The organism is Robinsoniella sp. (assembly GCF_034124845.1).
Window position 1 is genome coordinate 1 of record NZ_JAWYAJ010000108.1, and the last position, 5,273, is coordinate 5,273.

4 protein-coding genes are annotated in these 5,273 nt (G+C 42.9%); all 4 read left to right on the top strand.

The window, feature by feature from the left end; genetic code table 11:
* Positions 1-958, top strand: a 958-nt coding sequence (gene glyA / locus ACH2DQ_RS05310) for a serine hydroxymethyltransferase (RefSeq protein WP_395025854.1), incomplete at its 5' end; no start/stop codon positions are given.
* A gap of 147 nt (positions 959-1,105) precedes the next feature.
* A complete protein-coding gene (locus tag ACH2DQ_RS05315; RefSeq protein WP_395025856.1) occupies positions 1,106-2,596 on the top strand; it encodes a biotin/lipoyl-binding protein in 1,491 nt (496 codons plus the stop codon).
* A gap of 17 nt (positions 2,597-2,613) precedes the next feature.
* Positions 2,614-3,306, top strand: a complete 693-nt coding sequence (locus tag ACH2DQ_RS05320; RefSeq protein ID WP_394915880.1) for an ABC transporter ATP-binding protein — start codon at positions 2,614-2,616, stop codon at positions 3,304-3,306.
* The coding region (locus ACH2DQ_RS05325; RefSeq protein ID WP_395025858.1) for a Cna B-type domain-containing protein at positions 3,303-5,273 on the top strand (1,971 nt) is incomplete at its 3' end. The genes ACH2DQ_RS05320 and ACH2DQ_RS05325, both read left to right, overlap by 4 nt.

The following is a 5,273-nucleotide window of genomic DNA, read 5'->3' on the forward strand; positions in this document are numbered from 1 at the left end:
CCATTCCGGCGCACAGGCGAATATGGCTGTATTTTTTGCAATGTTAAAGCCAGGGGATACCGTGATGGGAATGAATCTCGCACACGGCGGACATCTGACACATGGAAGCCCGGCTAATATGTCCGGTGCCTATTTTAATGCAGTTCCTTATGGAGTAAATGATGAAGGTTTCATTGATTATGAAGAAGTAAGAAGAATTGCCCTGGAATCAAAACCCAAAATGATAGTTGCAGGTGCAAGCGCATATGCAAGAACCATCGACTTTAAGAAGTTCCGTGAGATTGCAGACGAAGTAAATGCATATCTGATGGTGGATATGGCACATATTGCAGGACTGGTAGCAGCCGGAGTTCATCCAAGCCCAATCCCATACGCTGATGTAGTAACTACGACTACACACAAGACACTTCGCGGACCACGTGGTGGTTTGATTTTATGCAGTGAAGAAACAGCTAAAAAATTCAACTTCAATAAAGCAGTATTTCCTGGAATCCAGGGAGGTCCTCTGATGCATGTGATTGCAGCAAAAGCAGTCTGCTTTAAAGAAGCATTATCCGATGAATATAAAGAATATCAGAGAAATATAGTTAAGAATGCCCAGGCGCTGAGCAAGGGACTGATGAACCGCGGTATTAAGATTGTATCCGGCGGTACGGACAATCACCTGATGCTGGTTGACTTATCCGTTCTTGGACAGACCGGAAAAGCAGTTGAGAAGATTTTAGACAGTGTGAATATCACCTGCAATAAGAATACCATTCCAAATGATCCTCAGTCAGCATTTGTAACAAGCGGTGTAAGGCTTGGAACACCTGCAGTTACCGCCAGAGGTATGGTAGAAGCGGATATGGATGTGATTGCAGATGCAATTGCAATGATGCTTCAGTCACCGGAAGAAAACCATGACAAAGCTTTGGCACTTGTACGGAGTCTCACCGAAAAATATCCATTATCATAAATTTATCAGGAACCACTTTTTCCAGAATAAGCAGTAAATTCAGGAAAAGGTGGTTTTTGAATTTTATGTGAAATTAATGAATTCTTAATGACACACATAGTGGCAGGTGGTATAATCAACATTATTATGGGTTTATGGAGGTAAAAAATGGATAAGAAGAAAAAGAAACTTATAATTGTTATAACAGTTATCCTGGTTTTGGCAGTGATAGGTTTAGCGATATGGTTTTTCAAATTCAGAGGGACAGGCACTGCTTCGGGCAAGAATGCCGTATATGTGGATTCCGTGGCTAATCTGGCCGGTTTATCCAGTGGGGACGGCTTAAACGGAAGATATTCCGGCGTTATTGAACCGCAGGAAACCTGGAAAATTGAAGTGTCTCAGGATAAGAAAATAAAAGAGATCTATGTGGAAGAGGGGCAGGAGGTTAAAATAGGGGATAAATTATTTACCTATGATACCCAGGAATCCGAAGACAGCCTGAATCAGGCGCAGATTGATCTGGAGCGTATTCAGTCTGACATAGATACCGCTAATAATAATATTGCAGAACTGGAAAAAGAGAAGAAAGAAGCCGGCGCAGATGAACAGCTGAGCTATACAACCCAGATCCAGACTGCACAGAACTCAGTGAAGCGGTCAGAATATGAAAAGAAAACAAAAGCAGTTGAGATTGAAAATCTGAAGAAGACCATTGCAAATGCGGATGTGCTGAGCGAAATAGCAGGTGTTGTTAAATCGATTAATAAGGATGGTACTGCTACAACCAGTACAGGTGAAGCAGAACCTTTTATGACGGTATTGGCTACCGGGGATTATCGTGTAAAAGGAAAAGTCAATGAACAGAATATGTCCTCTATTATTGAAGGTAATCCGGTTATTATCCGTTCCAGAGTGGATGAGAATAAGACATGGAAAGGTACACTTACATCAGTGGAAACAGACAAGCCGGAATCCAGCCAGAACAGTATGTATATGAGCAGCGGAAGTTCGGATACAACCTCCAGCAACTATCCGTTTTATGTAGTTTTGGATTCAGCTGACGGTTTAATGCTGGGCCAGCATGTTTATATTGAAATGGATAATGGACAGGAAGACCACAAAGACGGAATCTGGCTGGACAGCTATTATCTCATTATGGATGAAGAAAAACCGGAAGAAGCCTATGTATGGGCGGCAGACGGGAAGGATAAGATTGAGAAACGAAAAGTTACACTTGGGGAATTTGATGAAGATCTGCAGAAATATCAGATTACAGAGGGCTTAGCAGCAGAGGATTATATTGCTTATCCGGATGATACCATCGAAGATGGAGCTCCGGTAACCAGAAACATTAATGATCTGTCAGGACAGAATGGAGAAGATGGTGAAGAAGGCGGCGACAGCGATCTTCAGGGCGGCGAAGGCGCCATGCCGGGAGGAAGCATGAACGGCGACAGCGGAGCCGGCAGCATGGAAATTCAGAGTTTTGACGAAAATGATGAAGGTGATAATAGTGATTCGATTGATTTTGCTCCAGGTGATGTAGAAGGACCAGATGATGCAATGGATGAAAATGATGCTGAAGGAAGCGTATCAGCGCCGGGACCTGTAACAATTGAAGGTGATGGTTCTGCTCCGGCTTCAGCAGGCAATTGAGAAATGGAGGCAACAAAGTGATTCTTGAGTTAGATCATATCTATAAAGATTATATTCAGGGCAAAATGGTTGTCCCGGTATTAAAGGATGTTTGCCTTCATGTAGAAAAAGGTGAATATGTTGCAATAATGGGACCATCCGGTTCCGGAAAATCAACGCTTATGAATATTGTCGGATGTCTGGACAAGCCGACAAAAGGAACATTTTTGCTGGATGGACAGGATGTACTGGGATTAAAAGAGGAATCCATAGCGGATGTACGTCTAAAGAGCGTAGGATTTGTATTTCAGACCTTTCAGCTGCTTCCCAGGCAAAGCGCACTGGAAAATGTTGCATTACCTTTGATTTATGCAGGTGTTCATAAAAAGGAACGTTTGAAAAGAGCGGCACAGGCACTGGAAAGAGTGGGGCTGGAAGACCGTATAGAGTTTAAACCGACACAGTTATCCGGTGGGCAGAAGCAGAGGGTTGCAATTGCCAGAGCACTGGTAAATAATCCGAAAATAATTCTTGCAGATGAGCCTACAGGAGCATTAGACTCCAGATCCAGCAAACAGGTTATGGAGTTATTTGAAAAGTTAAATGAAGAAGGGGTAACCGTTGTTATGATTACCCATGACCCGGGCATTGCAAAATGTGCAAAAAGGACGGTATATATATTTGACGGAGAACTCTCTGAAAGCAATCCAAAGGAGGAGGTTACCAAGTGAAAAAAATTGCCATAGCAGGTATATGTATAGCTTCTGTTCTTGCAGTCGGTGCCGCCGGGTTTGGAGTATTTAAAGTAGTGAAATCTGGTGGTGATCCGGTCGAAGTCATTCCGGTTTCCCAGTTTCAGGGAATGGGGATGATGGGAGACGGAAGTACACTGTATGCCAATATCGTATCTGATGTCAGCCAGGAAGTACATCTGGCATCCGATCAGATTGTAAATGAAGTATATGTAAAAGAAGGGGATAAAGTTAAAGTAGGTGATAAGCTGTTGTCTTATGATACGACGCTTATGGAACTGAATCTGGAGATGTATGAATTGGATGGTAAGACACTGGAATTAAAAATCCAGGGATCCAAAAATGATCTTGAAAAGTTAAAAAAGGTTACACCTCTGCCAAATTCAGCCAGGAACAACAATGTTCCCAAGCAGTCGCCTGTTGATGATTCGGATGATGAAGATGATGGACCAGGTGATGAAGCAAGGGCAGTACTGACTGATCATTTTGTGACGGCTTCCATGAGCCAGATGCAGGGAAGTACCAATAGTACGGATAGTACGGACAATACCGGAAGTACAGGAGAAACCAATACTACGGATACTCAGGCAAGTGAAAGCAATGACAGCACAGATGCCCCGGAAACAAAACCGACAGACAGCCCGGAAACGCCGGGAGAGACAAACCATCAGACAGACGCACCATCCACAGAAGCTCCGTCAGAATTAAACAGTGTAATTGTAAATATTGGTTGGAATCATGGCACCAATGCAGTGACGGATTATCCTTCCGGAGTGAAAGTTACCTTGATGAATGGAGACAAGCAAGTGGATGTCAGGACATTGACCGCAGATAATAAATGGAGTACAACGTTCTCCAATTTAGATCCATCCGGCACCTATACCGTTAAAGGTGAAGAGGTAGCAGAATACACGCTGATTGCAAAAGAGAAGCCGGCAGGTACCTTTACATTGAATTATCATTACAATGAACCGGCAGATTCACCTGCAGCTTCAATTAAGCCTTATGATATCCTGGATTATAAGTCCGAACCCTATAAGGGAGAAGGTACAAAGAAAAATCCCTATGTCTTCTTCTGCAAGGATGGGACGGTAGTTAAAGGTTCCTTTATTAATAAAATGCTGGGATTTGATGAAAAGGGTGAAAAGTCCATCCGAAGCGGATATCATGCAAAACTGGAAATCCGTGAAGCGGATTCCCTGACGGGAGGATTTATAAAATCCATAGGATTTGATGGAACCATTAAAGTGACCCATGGATATGCTCCGGGAACCTCCTGGGTATTTACCAGCGATGGAATTAAAAAACAGGAAACCGATATTAATGATCCGCCTGAAGATGATGATAAGGACGGCAACTGGTCAGATCCGGGGGATGTTGACTGGAGTGATCCTGGTGATTTTGATGAGGGTTACACCGAAGATGAATTAAAGCAGGCAATTAGGGAAAAGGAAGCGGAGATCCGTAAACTGGAACTGGATAAACGGGAATCAGACTTAAAAATTGAAAAATCCAGAAGAGAAGTAAATGAAGCTACAATTTCATCTACAATTAACGGAGTTGTAAAAAGTGTGGGAGATCCCAATGTTGGTGAAATTGACGGAAAAGCTTTCGTTGTGATTACCAGCGATGAAGGGTTGTATGTAAAGGGTGCTATCAGCGAACTGAAGCTGGATACAATCAAAAAAGGAGATGTGGTCCAGGGAATGGGGAATGAAAGCGGAATCAGTTTTGCTGCAACCATTACTGAAATTTCTCCTTATCCCGAAGATTCCAACAACTATGGATTTGGGGAAGGAAATTCGAATTCCTCATACTATCCGTTTACGGCGTATATTGAATCAGCAGACGGTTTGAGTAACAATGAATCAGCTCAGATCACAATCAGCGGTGGTTCGGGAAATGCGGATACGATTTATTTGTACAAAGCTTATGTAAGAACTGAA

Coding starts and splice junctions, on each gene's coding strand:
- ACH2DQ_RS05315 (WP_395025856.1), top strand. CDS start 1,106: ATGGATAAGAAGAAAAAGAAACTTATAATTGTTATAACAGTTATCCTG.